General features: G+C 55.4%; 16 protein-coding genes and 1 pseudogene. 15 read left to right on the top strand and 2 right to left on the bottom strand.

The features are described from left to right. From GFC01_RS18855 to GFC01_RS15770, 9 genes and pseudogenes are all read left to right on the top strand, one after another. A pseudogene (locus GFC01_RS18855) lies at nucleotides 1–263 on the top strand (acetoacetate--CoA ligase); the annotation flags it as partial. A 295-nt stretch (nucleotides 264–558) separates the two neighbouring features. Next, nucleotides 559–804: a DUF6364 family protein gene (locus GFC01_RS15805; protein WP_152948121.1), complete on the top strand. Its 246-nt coding sequence runs from the start codon at nucleotides 559–561 to the stop codon at nucleotides 802–804. After that, the gene (locus tag GFC01_RS15800; RefSeq protein ID WP_152948129.1) at nucleotides 788–1216 is read left to right on the top strand and encodes a PIN domain-containing protein; all 429 of its coding nucleotides are present in this window, start codon (nucleotides 788–790) and stop codon (nucleotides 1214–1216) included. The genes GFC01_RS15805 and GFC01_RS15800 overlap by 17 nt, the downstream gene beginning before the upstream one ends. 499 nt (nucleotides 1217–1715) lie before the next feature. Further along, complete coding sequence (locus GFC01_RS15795; protein WP_152948128.1) at nucleotides 1716–3734, top strand: type I restriction-modification system subunit M; 2019 nt, start codon at nucleotides 1716–1718, stop codon at nucleotides 3732–3734. A gap of 2 nt (nucleotides 3735–3736) precedes the next feature. Then, nucleotides 3737–5578, top strand: a complete 1842-nt coding sequence (locus GFC01_RS15790; RefSeq protein ID WP_152948127.1) for an AAA family ATPase — start codon at nucleotides 3737–3739, stop codon at nucleotides 5576–5578. Between the two features lie 2 nt (nucleotides 5579–5580). After that, on the top strand, nucleotides 5581–7038 hold the full coding sequence (locus GFC01_RS15785; RefSeq protein ID WP_152948126.1) for a restriction endonuclease subunit S: 1458 nt from the start codon (nucleotides 5581–5583) through the stop codon (nucleotides 7036–7038). 108 nt (nucleotides 7039–7146) lie between these two features. After that, the gene (locus tag GFC01_RS15780) at nucleotides 7147–9303 is read left to right on the top strand and encodes a DEAD/DEAH box helicase (RefSeq protein ID WP_152948125.1); all 2157 of its coding nucleotides are present in this window, start codon (nucleotides 7147–7149) and stop codon (nucleotides 9301–9303) included. Further along, complete coding sequence (locus GFC01_RS15775) at nucleotides 9300–9983, top strand: DUF2290 domain-containing protein (RefSeq protein WP_207707634.1); 684 nt, start codon at nucleotides 9300–9302, stop codon at nucleotides 9981–9983. The genes GFC01_RS15780 and GFC01_RS15775 overlap by 4 nt, the downstream gene beginning before the upstream one ends. Before the next feature lie 222 nt (nucleotides 9984–10205). Then, nucleotides 10206–13226: a type I restriction endonuclease subunit R gene (locus GFC01_RS15770; RefSeq protein WP_152948124.1), complete on the top strand. Its 3021-nt coding sequence runs from the start codon at nucleotides 10206–10208 to the stop codon at nucleotides 13224–13226. A 389-nt stretch (nucleotides 13227–13615) separates the two neighbouring features. Here the strand turns inward: GFC01_RS15770 and GFC01_RS15765 are convergent, their stop codons facing one another. Together GFC01_RS15765 and GFC01_RS15760 are read right to left on the bottom strand one after the other, a co-directional pair. Continuing rightward, nucleotides 13616–13879: a type II toxin-antitoxin system RelE family toxin gene (locus tag GFC01_RS15765; RefSeq protein ID WP_194174991.1), complete on the bottom strand. Its 264-nt coding sequence runs from the start codon at nucleotides 13877–13879 to the stop codon at nucleotides 13616–13618. Continuing rightward, nucleotides 13872–14102 carry a hypothetical protein gene (locus GFC01_RS15760; RefSeq protein WP_152948122.1) on the bottom strand — a complete coding sequence of 77 codons (231 nt, stop codon included), beginning with the start codon at nucleotides 14100–14102 and terminating at the stop codon, nucleotides 13872–13874. The genes GFC01_RS15765 and GFC01_RS15760 overlap by 8 nt, the downstream gene beginning before the upstream one ends. 792 nt (nucleotides 14103–14894) lie before the next feature. Between GFC01_RS15760 and GFC01_RS15755 the strand changes: the two genes are divergently transcribed. The 6 genes from GFC01_RS15755 to GFC01_RS15730 all read left to right on the top strand — a co-directional run bounded on the left by GFC01_RS15755 (nucleotide 14895) and on the right by GFC01_RS15730 (nucleotide 22243). Beyond that, nucleotides 14895–15140, top strand: coding sequence for a DUF6364 family protein (locus tag GFC01_RS15755; protein ID WP_152948121.1), 246 nt, complete (start codon nucleotides 14895–14897; stop codon nucleotides 15138–15140). Next, on the top strand, nucleotides 15124–15561 hold the full coding sequence (locus GFC01_RS15750; RefSeq protein WP_152948120.1) for a PIN domain-containing protein: 438 nt from the start codon (nucleotides 15124–15126) through the stop codon (nucleotides 15559–15561). The genes GFC01_RS15755 and GFC01_RS15750 overlap by 17 nt, the downstream gene beginning before the upstream one ends. A 72-nt stretch (nucleotides 15562–15633) precedes the next feature. After that, nucleotides 15634–17469 (top strand): sigma-54 interaction domain-containing protein, encoded by a 1836-nt coding sequence (locus GFC01_RS15745; RefSeq protein WP_152948119.1) that lies wholly within the window; start codon nucleotides 15634–15636, stop codon nucleotides 17467–17469. Between the two features lie 118 nt (nucleotides 17470–17587). Continuing rightward, nucleotides 17588–19279 carry a sigma 54-interacting transcriptional regulator gene (locus tag GFC01_RS15740; RefSeq protein WP_194174990.1) on the top strand — a complete coding sequence of 564 codons (1692 nt, stop codon included), beginning with the start codon at nucleotides 17588–17590 and terminating at the stop codon, nucleotides 19277–19279. A 277-nt stretch (nucleotides 19280–19556) separates the two neighbouring features. Continuing rightward, entirely contained in the window at nucleotides 19557–20336 is a 780-nt protein-coding gene (locus tag GFC01_RS15735; RefSeq protein WP_152948117.1) for a 3-hydroxybutyrate dehydrogenase, read from the top strand. A gap of 539 nt (nucleotides 20337–20875) precedes the next feature. After that, nucleotides 20876–22243 (top strand): GntP family permease, encoded by a 1368-nt coding sequence (locus tag GFC01_RS15730; RefSeq protein WP_152948116.1) that lies wholly within the window; start codon nucleotides 20876–20878, stop codon nucleotides 22241–22243. Nucleotides 22244–22443 lie beyond the last annotated feature (200 nt).

Raw genomic sequence — 22443 nt, 5'->3', positions numbered from 1 at the left:
TTGTCAAGCTGAATCCGGGATACACCCTGACGGAGGAACTGCAAAACAAGATCAAGAAAACCCTGCGGGAAAAGGCATCGCCCCGGCATGTTCCCGCCCTGATCGTGGCCGTGCCGGATATACCCTATACCCTGAACATGAAGAAAGTGGAGAGCGCGGTAACGAACATCGTCAACGGACGGCCGGTGACCAACCGGGACGCCCTGGCCAATCCGGAATGCCTGGATTACTACGAGCGGATTTTGACCCAACTGCAGAAGTAGGGAAAACAAAGGACGGATTCCGGAAAACATCCCGCCCGGCCTGATACTGCCGCTTTGGACAAAACAGTTCAATCGCCACCGTCCAGAGGGGGAAATTGCCGGAAACGAACGCGGAAACCCCGGGTGCCACCTGGTTCCCGGGGTTTTCTGCGCATTATTTTTCGCATGGCCGCGGCGGTGGCCTGCGGACAGGTCGTTTCTCGCCGGGGGAAAAGGCGGCGTCCTCGTCATCTACCAAAACCTTTGACCTCCCACGTGTTTATGTGTTACACTTTTTTTGTGGAGGTGATTCCCAATGGAGCACCAGAATGTTACCCTTTCTATTCCCAGGGAAATCCTGAGGCGGGCAAAGCATATAGCCGTTGAACGGGGGACATCCCTTTCCGGGCTTTTGACCCACTTATTGGAGGAACTGACGCGCCGGGAAGATGCGTACCGCCTGGCAAAGCGGGACCACCTGGCCATCCTGGAAAAATATGATCTGGGGACCGGGGGAAACATTGGCTGGAGCAGGGGAGAATTGCATGAGCGCGGGCGGTGAGCGACAGTTCGTAGACACCAACATTTTAGTTTACGCGCACGATAAATCGGCCGGCGAAAAGCATGTCCGGGCAAAGGCGCTGGTTGCCGGCCTCTGGGATAACCGCTGCGGTTGTCTCAGCGTGCAGGTGCTCCAGGAGTTTTATGTCACAGTAACCCAAAAGGTCGACCGGTTGCTTGCCTTTGAGGAAGCATCGCGCATCATCGCCAATCTTGCCCACTGGCATGTGCATGCTCCTCTTGCCGCCGACGTTCTGGAAGCAATTAAAATTCAACAGCGGTACCGGCTTTCGTTTTGGGACGCGATGATCATTCGCAGCGCCCAGGCACTGGGTTGCGGCATACTCTGGACTGAGGATTTGAACCAGGGTCAGGTTTACGAAGAGATAAAAGTTTTAAACCCTTTTTTCTGAAGCAAAGATCAACCCCCGGAAAGTATGCCCGCGGGTATCGTGCGCCGGGCGATCGTCGTCTTCGCCTATAAGCGCCGTATTTGATACGGCGCCTTTCTATTTCCCTGTAACCAGGTGAAACAATGAAGCGCCATCATATCGGGCCGCCCAGTCCCGTGTGTTATTAGACTGTTATAGACCAGGAAACAGGCGAGTGCGAGGAACGGTGCCCCCTTTCAATCCCTTCCATGGATTGGTGGGGTTTGGCAGGTATGGCACATGTGTCACCAATATAGGAGATTTCCATAAAAGCGGATTTTGCCGCGTGATGAACCTGCATTTCCGAAACATTTGGATCGACGTGTATGTCGTCCGAGGCAAGACGATTGACGCTAAAAGTTTTGGCAGGAAAATGGCGGCGCTTGGCGAATAGACCAAAAGCAGGTAATTACGGTGGTACGGTGGAAGTTCGGCTCGCCGTCACTAGAAAATATGCAACCTTTGTGGAGGAAGGTTTAACATGGAAAACGGCCAACTGACCTGGATCACCAATTTCATTTGGGGCATCGCCGACGACGTGTTGCGCGACCTCTACGTGCGCGGCAAGTACCGTGACGTCATTCTCCCGATGACCGTGATCCGCCGACTGGATGCGGTATTGGAGCCCACCAAGCAGGCCGTGCTCGACATGAAAGCTTCGCTCGAAAAAGCGGGGATCGTACACCAGGACGCTGCTCTGCGACAGGCCGCTGGTCAAGCCTTCTACAACACCTCCCCCTTTACGCTGCGCGACCTCAAGGCGCGTGCCAGCCGCCAGCAACTGGAGGCGGATTTTCGTGCCTGCCTCGATGGCTTCTCGCCCAACGTGCAGGAGATCATCGACAACTTCGAGTTCCGCAACCAAATCCCCCGCCTGGCCAAAGCCGACGCCCTGGGCACGCTCATCCAGAAGTTCCTCGACTCGTCCATCAACCTGAGTCCTTACCCTGTGCTCAACAGCGACGGCACCGTCCGGCTGCCCGGCCTCGACAATCACGCCATGGGCACCATCTTCGAGGAGCTGGTGCGCCGTTTCAACGAGGAAAACAACGAGGAAGCCGGCGAGCACTGGACCCCGCGCGACGCCGTGAGGCTGATGGCCCGCCTGATCTTCGAGCCGATCGCCGACCAGATCGAATCCGGCACCTACCTGCTCTACGACGGCGCCTGCGGCACCGGCGGGATGCTCACGGTGGCCGAGGAAACCCTGTTGCAGCTGGCGAAAGAACGCGGCAAACAGGTCTCGGTGCATCTTTTCGGCCAGGAGATCAACGCCGAAACCTACGCCATCTGCAAAGCCGACCTTTTGCTCAAGGGCGAGGGCGATGCCGCCGACAACATCGTCGGCGGACCGGAGCATTCGACCCTATCCAACGACGCCTTCCCCGGCCGCACCTTCGACTTCATGCTCTCCAATCCGCCCTACGGGAAGAGTTGGAAGAGCGACCTGGAACGCATGGGCGGCAAGGCTGGCATCAAGGACCCGCGCTTTGTCGTGCAGCACCGGGGTGAGGAGCTGTCGCTCATCACCCGCTCGAGCGACGGGCAGATGCTGTTCCTGGTGAACATGCTCTCCAAGATGAAGCACGACACCCCGCTCGGCAGTCGCATCGCCGAGGTGCACAACGGCTCGTCGCTGTTTACGGGGGACGCCGGCCAGGGCGAGAGCAACATTCGCCGCTGGATCATCGAGAATGACTGGCTCGAGGCCATCGTCGCCCTGCCGCTCAACATGTTCTACAACACCGGCATCGCCACCTACGTCTGGGTGCTCACGAACAGGAAGCCCGATCACCGCAAAGGCCGCGTGCAGCTCATCGATGCCACGCAGTGGTACAAGCCCCTGCGCAAGAACCTGGGCAAGAAGAACTGCGAGCTGTCCGAAGAGGACATCCGTCGCATTGTTGATACCTTCCTCAAATTCGAGGAGACCGAGCAGTCCAAGATCTTCCCCAACGCCGCCTTCGGCTACTGGAAGGTGACGGTGGAGCGCCCACTGCGCCTGAAAGGCATCGACCCCGAGCGCGCCTACACTCCCAAGGAGATTAAGGCACTTCGGGAAACGGCCGAGCGTGCCGACGACGCACCGCCGGTCATCAAAAAAATCCACAAACCCGGCACGGCGCCTGACCCGCTGCGCGGGCTGTTTGAGGTTGTCATCGGTGGCAAGCCGCGTGTGGTGGAGTATGAACCGGACACGGAGTTGCGCGACAGCGAGCAGATCCCGTTCCTTGAGTGCCAGGCCTGCCATCAGCCTGGTTACCTGCCAAGCCCGGAAGACCAGCGCACGGCCATCGAGACTTTCTTGCGCCGCGAAGTCCTGCCCTATGCGCCGGATGCATGGTACGACCCGGCAAGCGTCAAGGTGGGCTACGAGATCAACTTCAACCGCTACTTCTACAAGCCAAAGGCCCTGCGGTCGCTGGAAGAGATCCGCGCCGACCTGCTGGCGGTGGAGAAGGAGGCGGAGGGGTTGCTAAATGAGATCTTAGGAGGATAACCATGCGAATCCAACGCTTAAGAATCCATAACTACCGCAGCATCCGCGACTTGGAGATGGAATGTCTGCCCCTCGTAACATTGCTCGGTCCTAACAATCACGGAAAGTCTAATCTGCTCGCCGCCCTCGAGTTTTGCTTGTCCACCTCCGCCAAGCCTGTAGAGCAAGATTTCTTCGTCAATCGCGGCGAAGGGGATAATGACTTTTGGGTTGAGATAACTTTTAACGAACTTACGGAACAAGAGAAGAACACTTTCAAGAAATATGTTCAGTCCGACGGAACTGTTTGTATCCGTAAAACAGCCCGAATACAGAATGGTGGAATTGAGGTCTTCTATAATGGCTACGTAGAACAGCCGGATGTAGAATGGCTTAACTCGGACAAGGCGGGGGATTACACGTCACGGGAAAGCGTTAATCAGACACCGTTAAAAGATTTTGTCCCATCAAGCGGTCGCTTGACTAAGGCACACATCGAAGAGGCTCAACAAAAATATATAGAACAACATCGAGAGGAGCTCAGTTTTTCACGGGTTCTCGAAGAAGGGCCTTTGCTAGGCCAGAAGAATGTCGGTGGAGGCGTGTTGCCCGATTTCTATTTGATTCCGGCGGTACGCGACCTGACGGACGAGATCAAAGTGAAGACCACGACTACCTTTGGACGCTTGTTGAACCGTGCCGTGCGTGAAATGGCCGAGAGAGACCCACGTTTTAGGGAAGCACGCAAGCAGCTGGAAGAAGTCGTGCAGTCGCTGAACGTCCGTGACGACAAAGAACAAGAGAACAATCAATTGGCGGATCTCGAAAGGTCAATTGAGGAGGAACTCCGGACGTGGGGTGTCAAAGTGAATATAGAAGTAACACCGCCAGAACTAGAACGACTCTTCGAACTCGGCACCGATGTCCACTTGAACGATGGGGTCAAGACCACCGCCGACCGAAAAGGCCATGGGTTGCAACGTGCAATGATGTTTGCTCTTCTTCGAGCTTGGGCGAAGACCCTGCGGGAAGAGAGAAGTTCCCGCGATCGGGAGGGACCAGCCCCGCGCAAGCAATCGGACTCGGTGATTTTTGCCATGGAGGAACCGGAGCTTTTTCTGCATCCGCACGCGCAACGCAGATTAGCCATGACGCTTCGTGAAATAGCCGAAACCCCAAACCATCAAGTATTCATCTGTACACACTCAACCCACTTTGTCGATCTTGAACACTACAAAGAGGTGGCAATTCTCACCAAGTATTCTCCGGAAAAAGGAAGCTGCGTCCGCCAATGTGTCAATGAGTTGTTCGAAGGTGATGATACCGGCGAAAGGAAAAAGCGGTTTCATATGGCTCAATGGATAAATCCCGACCGTGGCGAAATGTTCTTTGCCAAACGGGTTATATTTGTCGAAGGTGAGACGGAAAAAGTGGTGTTGCCATATTTGGCCAAAAAACTGGGTGTCTTTGATCCAGATATATCAATCATTGACTGCGGATCCAAGCACAACCTCCCTTTGTATGTCGCCATCGCAAAAGCGTTCGAAATCCCTTATCTTGTGATACATGACGAAGACCCCTTGCCCGATCCGATACCCGATGATTGGACCGAAGACAAGAAAAAGGCGAGGGAGAGGACATTTGCACTTAATGAGAACATAAAAAATCTTGTTAAAACGCCTTTGGGGCAGGTGGAACTGCTTTCACCGGATTTCGAGACGGTAAGCGGAGTTTCCAAGAGCCAAGGTGAAAAGAAGGGAAAGGCCCTCGCTGCTCTGGACCATTTTGAAGCGGTGGATCAATCAAATATCCCCGATCGGCTGCGGCAAGTGGTCTATGCAGCCTTCAATGCTCAGGGGGCATAAGGATGATCACCAACCTCAAACCTTACTCCGCCTACAAAGACTCCGGCGTGGAGTGGCTGGGCCAGGTGCCTGAGCATTGGGAGGTCGTGCCTCTGAAGCGATTAGCTTGGTTCAAAAGCGGCGCGGGCTTTCCGGTTCATCACCAAGGTGATGCGAGCGCGGAGATTCCATTCTTCAAGGTCTCCGACATGAATATTCCGGGCAACGAGAAGTATCTTCGTGTTTGTGCTAACACGGTTTCGACGACCGTTGCGCAGGGCCTCGGAGCGACCGTGTTTCCAGCAGGGACGATTGTGTTTCCGAAGGTGGGCGGCGCACTCTTAACGAACAAACGGCGCATCGCTGCAAACCAATGTTGTATTGATAACAATATGATGGCGTGCGTGGCGCGGAACGGCAATCGAGAATTCTTGTTTTTAGTAATGAGCTACATCGATCTCGGTCAGTTTGCGCAACCAGGGCCAGTACCTGCCATCAGCGAAGGGGAAGTGCGGGAGATACGAGTTGCCTTGCCCTCGGCGGCGGAACAAACCGCCATCGTGCGGTTTCTGGACTGGGCGGAGCGGCGGATCCGGCGGGTGATCCGGGCGCGCAAGCGGCGGATCAAGCTGCTCGAGGAGTACAAGCAGGCCCTCATCCACCAGGCCGTCACCGGCAAGATCGACGTCCGCACCGGCCAGCCCTATCCGGCCTACAAGCCCTCCGGTGTGGAGTGGCTGGGCGACGTACCGGAGCATTGGGAGGTGGTGCCGATAAAGCGAGCATTTTCTTCCATGGATTACGGTATATCAGAATCTGGTTCTGATTCAGGTACGATTAGGCTTTTGACGATGGGACATCTTAAGAATGGTCAAGTAATAATTCCCGACACGGGCGGAGTTGACACGGTTGATCCGAACCTCCTGTTGTCTCCAGGCGATCTTCTCTTTAACCGGACTAACAGTGCTGAGCTAGTTGGCAAGGTCGCTCTATTCTCCGGCTACGTGTCTCCAGTAACATTTGCTTCCTATCTTGTGCGAATGCGCCCAACGAAAGAAAACGAACCTGAATTTCTAAACTTGGTTCTTAACGATGCATCTACATTATCAAGGGCTCGGCGAGAAGCTATTCCGAGCCTACATCAGTCTAATCTTAATCCTACACGGTACGGGCGACTGTGTATAGCTTTGCCACCAAAGGCCGAACAACAGGCAATTCTCCAACGACTTCGAGAGCAAACCGAGAATATCGACGCTGTTATCGCCGCCACCCGCCGCGAAATCGAGCTCCTGCGCGAATACTGTACCCGCCTCATCGCCGATGTGGTCACCGGCAAGGTGGATGTGCGCGAGGTCGCAGCGCAGTTGCCGGAGGAGCCAGACGAAGAAGACGCCCCCTGGATGGACGATGAGGAGAGAGCGCAAGGCGAGACCTTGAATGGAGAGGATGATCACGCTACTCTATCAGAGGAGGATGAATAATGGATATCATGTATATTCAGAACATTACCTTGTCAAATCTCAGGATAGGGGGAAACGATGGTTGCAAGATAGATTTCCCCTAAACAAATTCTCGAACGGAGGACGAACATGAACAAAATCAACTTCACACGCGGTATCAATGGCAAGCCCGCCGCCTCCCAGGCACTCGAAGAAACCTTGGCCACCATTGAGGGGCTGTCGGGAGAGTGCTTTTTCGGCTACCCATTGATCCCAACGCCGGAGGGCAAATATTTCATCGATGCGACACTGGTGAGCCGCGAAAAGGGTGTCGTCCTCTTCGACCTGGTTGAAAGTACGGATGTGGGCGACTACGCGGCGCGGCAGGATGATCTCGCCAACAAGATTGAAGCCAAGCTGAAGCTGCACAAGGAGCTGGTCAAAGGGCGACGTCTGATCCCGCCGTTAAACGTCATCACCTTTGCGCCTGCCATCGACGCCGTCGAGAGGTTTGCCAAAGAGGACTATCCGCTCGCCAACGAAAGGAACCTCGCAAAAATCCTTTCGGCCTTTTCTTGGCAAGATAGCTCGGACGACCTGTATCGAATGACACTTTCGGCCATCGAGAGTTTGTCGTCGATCCGCAAAAGTCGCTCCAAGCGCGAGGTGAGAAAGCCTGATTCGCGAGGCGGAAAGCTCAAGAAACTAGAGGACTCGATTGCCACGCTTGATCATCGGCAAAACCGGGCCGTCATTGAAACCGTCGAGGGCGTGCAGCGCATTCGTGGTCTGGCCGGTTCCGGCAAGACGATCGTACTGGCTCTCAAGGCCGCATATCTCCACACCCAGTATCCTGATTGGCGGATTGCCGTTACCTTCCACACTCGTTCGCTGAAGGGACAATTCAAGCGGCTCATCAACAATTTCTGTGTCGAGCAAAGTGGCGAGGAGCCGGATTGGACAAAGATACGTATAGTCAACGCCTGGGGCGCGCCCGGTGGTGATGAGCGTGACGGAATTTATTACGAGTTCTGCCGCGTCACAGGGCAGGAGTTCCATGATTTCAGGTCCGCCAGCTATCGATTCGGTGGCGGCGATAGGGCGTTCGATGGGGCTTGCCAAGCAGCCTTGAGCGCGGTTGATAATCCCCCAGAGCTCTACGACGCGATCCTGGTTGACGAAGCACAAGACTTTGCCCCGAGCTTTCTGCGCTTGTGCTACGCGATGCTCAAGCCGCCGAAGCGGCTCGTTTATGCCTACGACGAACTCCAGAATCTGTCGGGGACCTCACTGCCGCCACCTGAAGAGATTTTTGGTACAGACACTGCAGGGCAGCCAGTTGTTTCCCTTGAGGGGGACCCGCGCCGGGACGTGATCTTACAGAAGTGCTACCGCAACTCGCGGCCCGTGTTGGTGACGGCCCACGCCCTCGGCTTCGGCATCTACCGTGAGCCGCCAAAAGACTCCCAGACGGGGTTGGTACAGATGTTCGACCAACCTGCTTTGTGGGAAGAAATCGGATACAGGTTGCGAGAGGGACGTTTGGCTAAGGGAGAGCACGTCGTCCTCGAACGAACCGACGAGACCAGCCCTAGGTTTCTAGAGGACCATTCCCCGGTCGACGATCTCGTCGTTTTTCAGCAGTTCGGTGACGAAGCCGAACAGAACGCGTGGTTGGTCGAGCAGATCAAGAAAAACGTTGAAGAAGACGAACTGCGGCATGATGACATTATTGTTATCCATCCTGACCCTCTCACTGCCCGAGAGCGATTGGGGCCGATCCGTAAGGCATTGTTCGAGATGGGTATCCAGAACCATCTCGCGGGCGTCGACACAGATCCCGACGTGTTCTTTAAGACCGAGACACCTTCCGTGACCTTCACCAGTATTTACCGGGCCAAAGGTAACGAGGCGGGCATGGTCTATGTGGTCAATGCGCAAGACTGCGATGGCACTGGGGTGGGGTTGGCCAGCATACGTAATCGCTTGTTTACTGCCATCACCCGCAGCAAAGCCTGGGTACGGGTAATCGGCTACGGGCAGGGGATGGCTAATCTTATTCGCGAGTTCGAGCGTTTAAAACAACGCAACTTTAGACTCGACTTCACGTACCCGACCGATGAGGTCCTTAAAAAACTGAGGATCGTGCACCGCGACCTATCGCCGCATGAAAAGCAGCGCTTAGAGCAAAGGCAGACTGGTGCTCGCGAGTTAGTAAATGCCTTGGAGCGAGGCGAAATCACACCGGATGACTTGGATGCCGAAATCAAGCAAAAACTGATTAAGCTGCTCGGAGGTGGCAAATGATGAAGCCTCCTAAGAAGGCGGAGACTATCAAGCGCGACTTGGAAGGACTGCTCACGTCATTGATAGAGCGCGGGATCGCAGATGATCAGAACTTTCCGGTGCTGCGCCCTGCATCGAACAATGTATGGGAGGTTACTTTCGCCGGCGCCGAGCATGTGTCGATTGCGATGGGTGATATCGATTACGCAGCAATCTATAAAGAACTTTCGGAGAAGCGCTCTTATACTGCAAAACTGATCGACGGTGGACTGTTGCAACTGATGTACCGCTTTGAAGACGAGCGCCTCGTCCGGCATCGCTTGGCATACTACCCTTCACCTGAACTTCGGCCTTTCCAGGAAGACCCCGAATCGTACCTGCATGATGAACTGTTCCTCGACATCGTATCTAGACACATCGTTCCTTTCCCTCTGCGATTCGACTTCGATGAAACGGCTGCTCGGGATGTCGTTCATCCCATGTGTCATCTCACTTTGGGAGATGTCAAAGGCTGTCGCATTCCCGTTTCGGCACCGCTGACCCCACGTTGGTTCGTCGATTTCGTCCTGCGGAATTTCTATCTAACTGATAGATACGATTTCGTCAGTAAATTACCCAATCATAGACTGTACTTTAATCCGACCATAACGGCGAACGAGCGTCGTTTGATCCATATGGTCGTTCCGATGGAAGCTTGTTGATGGCAATGGATATTGGGTAATGCATATTGGAAAAAGGAAACATGACCGGAAGGAATCTTGGCACATCCAAAGCATGGGTCAAACAGCCTATATGTCGACGGGCAAATACACAACTATACGCAAGTGGAAGTATCTCGAGCAATACAGTTAGTTACTTCGCTAAAAAGAAGGCTAGCTTTGACGCTTGTGGGGTACGGAAACACTGAAGGAGGAGGCTGAACCATGACACCCACCGACACCAGCGAAGCCGGGCTTGAAACTCTGATCTGCCGGGCGCTCACCGGCAGCGACTGCGCGCCCCGGCCTGCCGGCGCCCCCTTGGCCCTCGCCGAGACACCGGCGCCCTACGGCGGTGTGGGTTGGCTCCCCGGCGACCCGGCCGATTACGACCGGGAGTACTGCGTCGATCTGGTTCAGCTCGCGGCGTTTCTGCACTCGACGCAGCCTGAGGTCGCCGAAGCGCTCGATCTGGATAACGACAGCCCCACACGGCGGAAGTTTCTGGCGCGTCTTCAGGGCGAGGTGAGCAAGCGCGGGGTGATGGATGTGCTGAGAGGCGGCATCCAGCACGGGCCGTACCGCATCGAGCTCTTCTACGGCACGCCTTCCCCCGGAAACGAGCAAGCGCGAGCGCTCTATGAGCAGAACCGCTTCACCGTCACGCGCCAGCTCCGCTACAGCCGCGACGAGACGCAGCGGGCGCTGGATCTTGTGCTCTTTATCAACGGCCTGCCGGTTTTTACTTTCGAGCTCAAAAACCGGCTGACCAAACAGACGGTGCATGACGCCATCGAGCAGTACAGGCGCGACCGCAACCCGCGCGAAAAGCTCTTCGAGCTGGGCCGCTGCGTGGCGCACTTCGCGGTTGACGACAACGAGGTGTGGTTCTGCACGCACCTTGCGGGCAAGGCGTCGTGGTTTCTGCCTTTCAACAAGGGATGGAACGACGGCGCGGGCAATCCTCCCAATCCGCAGGGGCTCAAGACCGATTACCTGTGGCGGGAGATACTCACCCGTGAGAGCCTGACCGACATCCTCGAAAACTACGCTCAACTCGTTGAGGAGAAAGACCTCAAGACCGGCAAGAAACGGCGACGGCAGATCTTCCCCCGCTATCACCAGCTCGACGTGGTGCGAAAACTTTTGGCGGATGCGGCGGCGCACGGCGTGGGCCGGCGCTACCTTATCCAACATTCCGCCGGCAGCGGCAAGTCCAACTCCATCGCCTGGCTGGCCCACCAGCTGATCGGTCTCGCGAGGGACGGCAGGCCTGTTTTCGATTCCATTATCGTGGTGACCGACCGGCGCATCCTGGACCAGCAGATCCGGGACACGGTCAAGCAGTTTGCCCAGGTGAGCGCCACGGTGGGGCACGCCGAGCATTCCGGCGACCTGCGGCGATTCATCGAGAGCGGCAAGAAGATCATCATCACGACGCTGCAGAAGTTCCCGTTCATCCTCGACGAAATCGGCAACGAGCACCGCGGGCGACGTTTTGCGATCATCATTGACGAGGCGCACTCGAGTCAGGGCGGCCGCACCTCGGCCAAGATGAGCATGGCCTTGTCGGAGGCCGGTGCCGAGGACGAAGACGAGACCTTCGAAGACCAGATCAACCGGCTAATGGAGGCCCGGAAGCTTTTGCCGAACGCCAGCTACTTCGCCTTCACCGCCACCCCTAAGAACAAAACGTTGGAGATGTTTGGTGAACCCGACCCGCAGCCCGACGGCACGGTTAAACACAGGCCGTTTCATAGCTACACCATGAAACAGGCCATTCAGGAAGGGTTCATCCTGGATGTGCTGGCCCACTATACACCGGTCAAGAGCTACTATAAGCTCATCAAGACCATCGAGGACGACCCCGAATTCGACGTCAAAAAGGCGCAGAAGAAGCTGCGCCGCTTTGTCGAGAATCACGAGTACGCCATCCGGCTCAAGGCCGAGATCATGGTGGACCACTTTCATGAGCAGGTGATCGCCAAGGGCAAGATCGGCGGCCAGGCGCGGGCCATGGTGGTGACCGGCAGCATCGAGCGAGCTATTCAGTACTTCCATGCCTTTAAGGCGTACCTTGCCGAGCGCAAAAGCCCCTATCGGGCGATTGTGGCCTTCTCGGGTGAGCACGAGTATGGCGGTCAACAGGTCACCGAGGCCAGCCTTAACGGCTTTCCCTCGAACCAGATCGCTGACAAGATCCGGGAGGACCCGTACCGGTTTTTGATCTGCGCCGATAAGTTCCAGACCGGCTATGACGAGCCGCTCCTGCACACAATGTACGTGGACAAGGTGCTCTCCGGGGTCAAGGCGGTGCAGACCCTTTCGCGCCTCAACCGAGCACACCCCCAGAAGCACGACACCTTTATCCTCGATTTCGTCAACGACCCGGAGACGATCCGGAAGGCCTTCGAGCCCTACTACCGGACGACCATCCTCGCCGACGAAACCGACCCGAACAAGCTGCACGACCTTAAGGCCGACCTTGACGGCTACCAGGTGTACGCGCCTGAGCAAGTTGATGAACTGGTGCGGCTCTACCTGAGCGGCGCCGACCGCGACCAGCTCGACCCGATCCTCGACGCCTGCGTCGCCACCTACATGGAGCATCTCGACGAGGACGGTCAGGTCGACTTCAAGGGCAAAGCCAAGGCGTTCCTGCGAACCTATAACTTTCTGTCTTCAATCCTCCCCTACACCAACGCCGAGTGGGAGAAGCTATCGATCTTCCTCAACTTCCTGGTACCCAAGCTGCCGGCGCCGAAAGAGGAAGACCTCTCAAAGGGCATCCTCGAGGCGATCGACATGGACAGCTACCGGGTCGAAAAGCAGGCGAGCATGAGGATCGCGCTTTCCGATGCGGATGCCGAGATCGAACCGGTGCCCACTGTGGGTGGTGGACACAAGCCCGAACCGGAGCTTGACCGTCTCTCGAACATTATCAAGGCTTTTAACGATCAGTTCGGCAACATTCCCTGGACCGACGCCGATCGGGTGCGCAAACTGATCACCGAGGAGATTCCTGCACGCGTAGCGGCCGACACCGCCTACCAGAATGCACGCAAGTATTCCGACAGGCAGAACGCACGCATCGAGCACGACAAGGCCCTCGTTCGGGTGATGACCGCGCTGCTCAAGGATGACACCGAGCTGTTCAAGCAATTCAGCGACAATGAGTCGTTCCGTCGCTGGCTGACCGATACGGTATTCGCACTGACCTACAGCGAACCTGGCAGCGCGAGGTAGCCAGTACGACTTCATCGACGGCTTTGCCCGGCAGCTGCGCGACGCCGTGCCCCACTTCGAAAGGCGACTGGAGGCTTAAGACGGCAAGGCCATGGTCGTCTGCATGAGGCGGCGCATCTGCGTTGAGCTTTACAAGTATCTCCGGGAACTGCCGGGCTGGTGCAGTGACCTAAATGAGGCATTCTGCCCTGCGTGCTTCCCTTTTGGGAGCAACATTCTGTGGTGCACCAGGTCGCTGAGGTCCGTCTTGTTAACGGGCTCAAGGCACCAATGAAAAATCGACCTCGCTTCGCCAGCCGCTAAAGGATTAATTCGACAGACCCCATTTTCGTTCCTCTGTTGGTGCCGCCGCAGGCGACATGGGGGTCTTGCAGGTGCTGACACAAAAACTATTTATAAGCGCCGCCCCGGTGAGCCAGGGCATCGATGTAAACCAGGCCATTTTCCCGGTCAATAGTATAGATTAAGCGAACTTCACCAATGCGTAACCGGTAATATCCCTTGTATTCACCGTGCAGTTTTTTCACATCCAGATCCCTGCGCCAGGGATCTAACCCTAGTTTTTCTACGGCTTCATCTATCTTTATTTGCAATTCCTTATCCAGCCTGCGGTAGGATTTCAAAGCCTCCCGATGTATCCGGACATCATACATTATGACGCATCTCCCAGGGAATATACTCGTCTTCTTTCCCCTGGAGGCGTGCCTGCCGGGCTTCATTAATTTGCCTGTTTATTTCATCGTCGTTTTTTATTTCCTCCATGGCGTCCAGTTCCTCCTTCAGGGCCAGGAGCTCCAACAAGGAAATTGCCGTTTTCAGGCTTTCCACAGAAAGCTTTTGCAGAATACCGGTTGCTTTCTCCAAATTATTTTCCATTTGAATCACCTCAAAACCATTATATCATAAAGCTGAGGCACTTGTGAGAATGGTAAAAGGCGGTACGGAAAGATCGCGCCTCCTGCGTTTTTCTAAGACCCGGCCTGATCTGTTTCTTCTTTTCCGGCCGGTATTATAGAAGCCATGAAAAAAGATTACGAAAGGCAAATCCAGGACTTGTATGCTGAGATTGGTCGTCTGACCAAACAACTGTCCTGGTTGAAAAAATCTGGCATCCAGCATGACCCGTGAGCAACGCATGGCCCTGATCGAATGGGATAACCCGGGAATTCCCATTGCAACACAGGAGGAAAACCCACATTTATCTACCCTCCTCCCGCCATAGGTGCCGCAGATATACCCTACACCCTGAACATGAAGAAAGTGGAGAGCGCGGTCACGAACATCGTCAACGGACGGCCGGTGACCAACCGGGACGCCCTGGCCAATCCGGAATGTCTGGATTACTACGAGCGGATTCTGCCCCAACTGCAGAAGTAGGGAAAACAAAGGACGGATTCCGGAAGACATCCCGCGCGGCCTGATACTGCCGCTTTGGACAAAACAGTTCAATCGCCACCGTCCAGAGGGGGAAATTGCCGGAAACGAACGCGGAAACCCCGGGTGCCTGGTTCCCGGGGTTTTCTGCGCATTATTTTTCGCATGGCCGCGGCGGTGGCCGGCGGACAGGTCGTTTCTCGTCGGGGAAAAGGCGGCGTCCTCGTCATCTACCAAAACCTTTGACCTCCCACGTGTTTATGTGTTACACTGTTTTTGTGGAGGTGATTCCCAATGGAGCACCAGAATGTTACCCTTTCTATTCCCAGGGAAATCCTGAGGCGGGCAAAGCATATAGCCGTTGAACGGGGGACATCCCTTTCCGGGCTTTTGACCCACTTATTGGAGGAACTGACGCGCCGGGAAGATGCGTACCGCCTGGCAAAGCGGGACCACCTGGCCATCCTGGAAAAATATGATCTGGGGACCGGGGGAAACATTGGCTGGAGCAGGGGAGAATTGCATGAGCGCGGGCGGTGAGCGACAATTCGTAGACACCAACATTTTAGTTTACGCGCACGATAAATCGGCCGGCGAAAAGCATGTCCGGGCAAAGGCGCTGGTTGCCGGCCTCTGGGACAACCGGTGCGGTTGTCTCAGCGTGCAGGTGCTCCAGGAGTTTTATGTCACAGTAACCCAAAAGGTCGACCGGTTGCTTGCCTTTGAGGAAGCATCGCGCATCATCGCCAATCTTGCCCACTGGCATGTGCATGCTCCTCTTGCCGCCGACGTTCTGGAAGCAATAAAAATTCAACAGCGGTACCGGCTTTCGTTTTGGGACGCGATGATCATTCGCAGCGCCCAGGCACTGGGTTGCGGCATACTCTGGACGGAGGATTTGAACCAGGGTCAGGTTTACGAAGAGATAAAAGTTTTAAACCCTTTTTTCAGCGGATGGTAGCCGGTCCATTGAGCACGGATATTCAGGCCGGTTGGCGGTAATAGAAGCATAATATCCGAAAAGGTGGTAGACATGGCGGATCCCGGGGCGGAAATCATCGACCGGTGGCGTGCGGTGCTGGATGTTACTGACAATGCCATTGTAGAAGTGGATGCCAAAGGCTGCCTGGTTGCCGTCAACCGGGCGGCAGAATGTGTCCTGGGCGGGGCGGCGGCTGCTCTCGCCGGCCGGCCCGTGCGGGAGGCGGCTCCCGGCACCGGACTGCCGGAAATGCTGGAAAAAGTATTGGAAACAGGGCGGTTGCAGATGGATTGCCGCATGGTCATTAACGGAAGGCATCTTGTCGCCAACCTGTCACCTGTAATCCGTGACGGTCGGGTGACGGGTGCGGTGGCCGTGCTGCAGGATGTCACTGAAATGCAGCATGTTACGGAAGAATTGCAATCCCTGCTAGAACGCCGGCAGTTGCTGGAGACCATTCTGGATAATGCCGGCGAAGGCATTGTGATGGTGGATGAGGCGGCCCGCATCACCCTTTTCAACCGGGCTTACTGCGAATTTCTGGGCGTTAAAAAAGAAGAGGTGCTCGGACGCCATGTCCAGGACGTGATTGAAAATACCCGCATGCATGCGGTACTTAAGACTGGACAGCCGGAGGTGGGGGAAGTCCAGCGCATAAAAGGCCACCGTATGATTTGCTCCCGTATTCCCTTAAAGCGCGAAGGTAAGATTCGGGCCGCAGTGGGCAAGGTGATGTTCCGGGATGTTTCCGATCTGCGCACTTTGATGAAAAGGGTGGATAGTCTGCAATCGGAGCTGGAGTATTACAAGGGGGTATTAAGGCGCCACCAGGGTACCCGTTATTGCCTGGAAAATATTGCTGGCAACAGCCCCCGCATAAGGGAGCTGAAGGAACTGGTGCTCAAGGTGGCCAGAAATGACTCCACGGTGCTGATTCGGGGCGAGAGCGGCACGGGCAAGGAATTGTTCGCCCACGCCCTGCATAATGCCAGCCACCGGGCACACCGCCCGTTTGTAAAGGTTAACTGTGCGGCCGTGCCGGAAAGCCTGCTGGAGTCGGAGCTCTTCGGTTACGGGGAGGGGGCCTTTACGGGAGCCCGTAAAGGGGGAAAAGTCGGCAAGTTTGAGCTGGCCGACGGGGGAACCATTTTCCTGGATGAGATCGGTGATATGCCGGTGAATATGCAGGTGAAGCTCCTGCGAGTTCTCCAGGAAAAGGAGATTGAAAGGCTGGGGGAAAACCGGTCCATCAGGGTGGATGTGCGTGTGGTGGCGGCCACCAACCGCAACCTGGATGAGATGGTGCGACAGGGCCTGTTCCGGGAGGATTTGTTTTACCGGTTAAATGTGGTGGTGCTGGATATCCCGCCCCTGCGGGAGCGTAAAGAGGATATACCGGTTCTGGTGGAACGCTTGATGGAAAAACTGAGCTGGCGGTTGGGATGCCCCCGTAAGACCCTGGACCCGGCGACCATGAGCCGCCTGCTGGACTACCATTGGCCGGGGAATATCCGGGAACTGGAGAATGTGCTGGAACGGGTTTTGAACGTGGTGGAAGACAATGTGGTCACCATCAACCATCTTCCCCCTTATTTGCACAAGAACGGGGATGTGCCCGGGGGCGGGGATGTGCGTTCCTTGAAAAAAGCAGTGGAGCAACTGGAAAAGACCATGATTATGCGCGCTCTGGAAGCCACGGCAGGGGATTGCCTGGCCGCTGCCCGGTTATTGCAGATCGGCAAATCCACTTTTTATGAAAAAATGTCCCGGTACGGGATAGCCAAAAGTTATAAAGATGATACCGCCGGAAAAGTGGGGCGGCGGTGCTCCTTATGCAAAGCACGGGTTATACCCGGGCCCTTAAGTTCGGGCGAAAGGACGGGTTAATATCCAAAGCCCGCCTGGTTTTAACCTGCTTCGTTCCGGCAGGAAATTTATATAACAGAACAGTAAGAAGTATCGTATCAGTTAAAATATTCTGATTTATATGTGGAGGTGTTCAGATTTGGGCCGGTCCAGGGAAGAGGAATTGTTAAGGGCGGTTCTGGAGATCAATCATCACGGCCTGATCGAAATCGACCGCAACGGGACAGTGCTTTCCTTAAATCCGGCCATGGAAAGGATGCTGGTTTCCGGAGCAAAAGAAGCGGCAGGCCGGCCGGTGGCGGAAGTGGTTTCCTGCCGGCAGGTGGTTGCCACCTTGCTGAATGTGCTGACCAGCGGGCAATCGGTAGCTGTTTCACTAGCTCTCCCGGGTGGAGAATTTCTTTTCCATTGCCTGCCGGTCAGACGGAAGGACGAGGTGGTTGGTGCGGTGGGTGAGCTCCGGGATGTTACCCCTTTAAAACGCGCACTGGAACAGAAGGTCGCCGGGCAGGAGACGGTTGCCCTCCTGGAAGACGCCCTGGAGAATATCTATAACGGAGTGGTGGTGGTGGACAGGGATGCCCGGGTCATTCTCTTCAACCGGGCATACTGCCGCTTTCTGGGACTCAAGCAGGAAGAAGTGCTGGGCCGCCCGGTCTGGGAAGTAATTGAAAACACCCGCATGCATGTGGTGCTGCAAACGGGGCGGGCGGAAATTGAGGAAGTGCAGAGAATCAAGGGGCACGATATGATCTGTTCGCGAATCCCCATTTATAAGGATGGTCGGGTAACCGCGGCCGTGGGTTTTGTCATGTTTCGCGACATACAGGAATTATACCAGCTGATGCGGCGTGTGGACCGGTTGCAGTCGGAGCTGGAATATTATCAGGGAGAGCTGATGCGCCATTATGGAGCCCGTTACAGCCTGGACGACATTATCGGCTCCAGCCCCCGCATGCAATCCTTAAAAGAACTGGTCCGGAAGGTGGCCAGGAGTGACTCTACGGTGCTGATCCTGGGCGAGAGCGGCACGGGCAAGGAATTATTTGCCCACGCCCTGCACAATGCCAGTCCCCGCCGCACCCGTCCCTTTGTGCGGGTCAACTGTGCCGCCCTACCGGAGAGCCTTCTGGAAGCGGAGCTTTTCGGCTACCGGGAGGGTGCTTTCACCGGGGCGCGCAAAGGAGGAAGAACCGGCAAATTTGAAGAGGCTGCCGGTGGGACCCTCTTCCTTGATGAGATTGGCGAAATGCCTTTGACCATGCAGTCCAAACTGCTAAGGTTCTTGCAGGAAAAGGAAATCGAGCGTCTGGGGGACAACCGGTCCATCGAGGTGGATGTGCGTCTGGTGGCGGCTACCAACCGCAACCTGGAAGATATGGTGGGACGGGGTGTTTTCCGGGAGGATTTGTTCTACCGGTTGAACGTGGTTGTCCTGGAGATTCCTCCCCTGCGGGAAAGGCGGGAGGACATTCCCCTGCTGGTGGAACACCTGTTAGGCAAGCTCTCATCCCGCATGGGTAATAGCCGGAAAACCATACATCCCGCGGCTCTGGAGTACCTGGCCGGTTATCACTGGCCGGGTAATGTTCGGGAACTGGAAAACATATTGGAACGGGCGCTAAATGTTTCTACGGAGGATATAATCACCATTCGCGATTTACCTGTAAAACCATTGAAAAAGGCGGTGGAGGATCTGGAAAAGGACATGATTTGCCGGGCGCTGGAGGCCACAGGGGGCAACCGGATGGCGGCAGCCAGGCTGCTGGGGGTGGGCAAAACGGCCTTTTATGAGAAGCTGAACCGGTACAATCTGCGGGCCGGCGGTTAGCCGGCCCGCAGATTTTTTGCGTCTTTCAATGGAAAGGGGCTAAGAGGGCTTTTTAGCTGCATGAACACTACTCATTCCGGAATGACGGAATAGTTCGAAATACCGGAAGTGAAAGAAAAGGCTGATATATTGCACTATTGGCGCCATTGCCAGGGTCTGGGGTTCGGAATTCCGGAAAATGCCCCTGCATAAATCCAGAAAAATAGCCGCAATTTTCAGGCATAATCTTTGCACATTAAAGTCGCAAATACGCTTAGAAAAGTCAGGGGGTAGAAGTATGGCCAATGATTTAAGCAAGATTAATTTTTCCGTGGACCTCACCGGCCGGACGGCCCTGGTTACCGGCGCCGGTTCGGGCATTGGTTACGGTGTGGCCGGGGTTCTGCGCGATGCCGGGGCCAGGGTGCTGGTAAATGATATCCTGCCGGAGCGGGCGAAGCAGGCCGCCCGCGATCTGGAGGGAGAGCCCTTTCCCGGGGATATTACCCGGCCGGAGTTCATAGAGCAGGTCAGGGAAAGGCAGATAGACATCCTGGTCAATAACGCCGGTTTTCAACATGTATCTCCCCTGGAAAGCTTTGCGCCGGAAGTTTTCCGCCGTCTGCTGGAAGTGATGCTGGTGGGTCCTTTCCTGCTTTGTCGGGCAGTGGTACCGGGCATGCGGGCCAGGGGCTTCGGCCGGATTATCAATATCGCTTCGGTGCACGCCAAAATTGCTTCCGCCTACAAGGCCGGTTATGTTTCGGCCAAACACGGGTTGCTGGGATTGACCCGGGTGGTGGCCCTGGAAACGGCTACGGACGGGATTACAGTGAACGCCATCTGTCCCGGTTATGTGGATACGCCGCTGGTGCGCAACCAGCTGAAAGACCTGGCGGCCAGCCATAATCTACCGGAAGAACAGGTGCTGGAGCAGGTTATCCTCAGGCCGGTGCCGCAAAAAAGGCTGCTCACCCCGGAAGAGATCGGTTATCTGGCCCTTTTCCTTTGTTCCGATGCAGCCAGTTCCATTACCGCCCAGGGATATACCATCGACGGGGGGTGGAGCCAGATTTAATGTGATTTGTAATCCTTGATGCGGCGGGTGCCGGCCCGGGCGCCCTTGATCGGGCGGGGATTAAAAACATCCTTAACGCTTTGGGAAATCAGGAGGGAACGCTGTTTAAAAAAAAGTGGGAAGTTGGCTGCCAACGCCAAATGGATGATCTCATTTCTTTACCGCCTTTGCGGAAAATCGCGCAAAGCCAAATTGGATGGTGTCACCTGAGAATCCAAAATTTGACCATTGGGAGCAAATGGGGAACATGGGGCGTCTCTATAGCCAATGTCTACCGGTCTAGAGAGAGTTTTTTAAAATGGGGGCTGTTGTTGAAGTTTTACGCAGGCTTCTTGATCTACGCCCCGTATAAATGTCGTTATTAAAAAAACAGTTCAAGGCCGCTAACCGGCGGCCGTTCCAGGGAAGCTGCCTGTGGGAACATTTGTTTCTTTTTAAAAATAAAGTGAATGTTCTGTGAACCCGCCATGGTGCCGGTGGTAGCGGTTTTACTGAATAACTACAAAATAAAAATCTATTTTTCGGGAGGTGTTCAATGTATGGAAGTGCTGGGCATTCTGTTAAGTCTGGGGTTGTTAATGTTTTTTGCCTACCGGGGCTTTTCGGTCATCCTTTTTGCACCGGTATTTGCCCTGCTGGCCGCCCTTTTAAACGGAGCAGCTCTTTTACCCACCTACACGGAAGTTTTTCTGGTTAATGCCGCCAACTATTTTAAAAATTTTTTTCCCGTTTTTTTGCTGGGTGCCGTCTTTGGCAAGGTGATGGAGGATACCGGAGCGGCTCCCTCCATTGCCCGCTCCATTGTCAAGGGGATAGGAAAAGAAAGAGCCATCCTGGCCGTAGTCCTGGCCTGTATGGTGCTCACCTACGGCGGGGTGAGTCTGTTTGTGGTGGCCTTTGCCGTGTATCCCTTTGCCGCAGCCCTGTTTAAGGAAGCGGGGATTCCCAAACGCCTTATCCCGGGGGCCATTGCTCTGGGTTCCTTTACCGTGACCATGGATGCCCTGCCGGGCACTCCCCAGATTCAAAATGTCATTCCGACCAAATATTTTGGTACTGATATTTATGCGGCACCCGTAACCGGTATCCTCGGAGCAATCATTATCTTCGTCTGCGGCATACTCTGGCTGGAGTACCGGCGGAAAAAGGCCCAGGCGGCCGAAGAAGGCTACGGGGACCATAAATTGAACGAACCCGAGCCCCTGAATGGCGACAACCTGCCCAATCCGCTGCTCTCCGCCCTGCCGTTGCTGGCGGTACTGGTCTTCAACTTTATTTTCACCCGCTGGATTGGCTCCTGGGACGAGTCCATTGTCAAACCCTACGGAGTAACCCTGGCCAGTGTCAAAGGCATCTGGAGCCTGATCATGGCTCTGGTTATCGGCATCCTGCTGGCCCTGGCCATCAACTTCACCCGCGCAAAGGGGAAAGTGGCCAAAACCCTCAATGCCGGTACCATCGGTTCCCTGCTGGCCATTTTGAATACCGCTTCCGAGGTGGGCTTTGGCAATGTGGTGGCCAAACTGGCCGGATTCAAGGCCATTTCCGCCGCCATGCTGGGAATCAAGGGCAGCCCCCTGCTTTCCGAGGCGGTGACGGTAAACGTCCTGGCCGGAGTAACCGGTTCTGCCTCGGGAGGCATGAGTATCGCTCTGGAAGTTGCCGGCAAGCAGTACCTGGAGTGGGCGCAGCGGTTAAACATCAGTCCCGAGGTTCTGCACCGGATTGCCTCCATGTCTTCCGGGGGCATGGACACCCTGCCCCATAACGGCGCGGTGATTACCCTGCTGGCCATTTGCGGCTTGACCCATCGCGATTCGTACCAGGATATCTTTGCCGTAACGGTGATCAAGACCCTGACTGTGTTCATTCTGGTTTTACTCCACAGCATTTTTAATTTTGTCTAATATGTGAGGTGAGTTGCGGCCATACCCGGTTCAAATGGACAACAGACTAGATTTTAACGGGTACAAATATTCAAAAATCAGGGGAATAGTACGGCATTCTTGGGCCCCGTCCCGGACCGCCCGGGGGGACGGGGCCTGCCGTACGGAAAATCTTAACGTATGGTGAAGGGGGCAAACGGGAATGAAAAAACCTCTGTGGG

Source organism: Desulfofundulus thermobenzoicus (genome assembly GCF_009428905.1).
GTDB lineage: Bacteria > Bacillota > Desulfotomaculia > Desulfotomaculales > Desulfovirgulaceae > Desulfofundulus_A > Desulfofundulus_A thermobenzoicus.
Note: the sequence above shows the minus strand (reverse complement) of the source record. Positions and strands in the feature narration are given on the sequence as shown.

Excerpts from the sequence above, each read along its gene's own strand:
- GFC01_RS15805 (WP_152948121.1), top strand. The coding sequence starts at position 559 with ATGGAGCACCAGAATGTTACCCTTTCTATTCCCAGGGAAATCCTGAGG.
- GFC01_RS15800 (WP_152948129.1), top strand. The coding sequence starts at position 788 with ATGAGCGCGGGCGGTGAGCGACAGTTCGTAGACACCAACATTTTAGTT.
- GFC01_RS15795 (WP_152948128.1), top strand. The coding sequence starts at position 1,716 with ATGGAAAACGGCCAACTGACCTGGATCACCAATTTCATTTGGGGCATC.
- GFC01_RS15790 (WP_152948127.1), top strand. The coding sequence starts at position 3,737 with ATGCGAATCCAACGCTTAAGAATCCATAACTACCGCAGCATCCGCGAC.
- GFC01_RS15785 (WP_152948126.1), top strand. The coding sequence starts at position 5,581 with ATGATCACCAACCTCAAACCTTACTCCGCCTACAAAGACTCCGGCGTG.
- GFC01_RS15780 (WP_152948125.1), top strand. The coding sequence starts at position 7,147 with ATGAACAAAATCAACTTCACACGCGGTATCAATGGCAAGCCCGCCGCC.
- GFC01_RS15775 (WP_207707634.1), top strand. The coding sequence starts at position 9,300 with ATGATGAAGCCTCCTAAGAAGGCGGAGACTATCAAGCGCGACTTGGAA.
- GFC01_RS15770 (WP_152948124.1), top strand. The coding sequence starts at position 10,206 with ATGACACCCACCGACACCAGCGAAGCCGGGCTTGAAACTCTGATCTGC.
- GFC01_RS15765 (WP_194174991.1), bottom strand. The coding sequence starts at position 13,879 with ATGTATGATGTCCGGATACATCGGGAGGCTTTGAAATCCTACCGCAGG.
- GFC01_RS15760 (WP_152948122.1), bottom strand. The coding sequence starts at position 14,102 with ATGGAAAATAATTTGGAGAAAGCAACCGGTATTCTGCAAAAGCTTTCT.
- GFC01_RS15755 (WP_152948121.1), top strand. The coding sequence starts at position 14,895 with ATGGAGCACCAGAATGTTACCCTTTCTATTCCCAGGGAAATCCTGAGG.
- GFC01_RS15750 (WP_152948120.1), top strand. The coding sequence starts at position 15,124 with ATGAGCGCGGGCGGTGAGCGACAATTCGTAGACACCAACATTTTAGTT.
- GFC01_RS15745 (WP_152948119.1), top strand. The coding sequence starts at position 15,634 with ATGGCGGATCCCGGGGCGGAAATCATCGACCGGTGGCGTGCGGTGCTG.
- GFC01_RS15735 (WP_152948117.1), top strand. The coding sequence starts at position 19,557 with ATGGCCAATGATTTAAGCAAGATTAATTTTTCCGTGGACCTCACCGGC.
- GFC01_RS15730 (WP_152948116.1), top strand. The coding sequence starts at position 20,876 with ATGGAAGTGCTGGGCATTCTGTTAAGTCTGGGGTTGTTAATGTTTTTT.